Genomic DNA, 640 nt, shown 5'->3' with positions numbered 1-640 from the left:
CATCGTAAAATCTTTAAATCGCTTTTTATGGTACCTTTTTGTCGATTTAAATGCATATCTAATCGTAAAATGATCAGCACTTTTCACTATTTTGCTGTTTTAAGCCGCTTTAGAATTGCTACTGTTATGTTGCTCTTCACTAGGCTTGCCTATTCTCATGAATGAAATGCGCTTGCCTCCTAAAGCTAGGTTACGCGTATTTTCAACTGCTATAAAAACCTTCTCAGCAACACCATAAAGCCTGCTTTCTAAATCGCGACAATACTGCGCCAGATCAGCGCATGAGGGGACAAATGTTGTGGACATGCCTTTTGCCTCACCACGTATAAGATTTTTAACGGCTTGCAATAAAGACCAGAGTGAAATGCCGTTAAGAGCAGCGATATAAGCCTTTGCACGCGCTTCTGCATTCGAAACTTTTTGCATTGTCAAACCACCTTCAAGCACATCAAGAGCTTCTGCTATGTCTTCAACAGATGCTTTCAAGGTAAGTAAGTTTTGAACAGTCTGATAAGCTTCTAAAGCTTGTTTCTCTAGGGTTTTTGTCAATTGACTGCCATTGATCAAGGTCCATGGGAACTCCAGAGTTACACATTGCTCTATCTGTTGCACGGTATCTTGTAGAGGCGTCACTAAGCTG

General features: G+C 40.8%; 1 protein-coding gene. It reads right to left on the bottom strand.

Going from position 1 to position 640, the window contains the following annotated elements:
* Positions 1-99 precede the first annotated feature (99 nt).
* Positions 100-640 (bottom strand): hypothetical protein (locus ACFINZ_RS12235; RefSeq protein ID WP_375682204.1); only part of this gene is annotated, 541 nt, incomplete at its 5' end.

It is taken from the genome of Bartonella sp. AA81SXKL (assembly GCF_042196945.1).
Classification (GTDB): Bacteria; Pseudomonadota; Alphaproteobacteria; order Rhizobiales; family Rhizobiaceae; genus Bartonella.
Note: the sequence above shows the minus strand (reverse complement) of the source record. Positions and strands in the feature narration are given on the sequence as shown.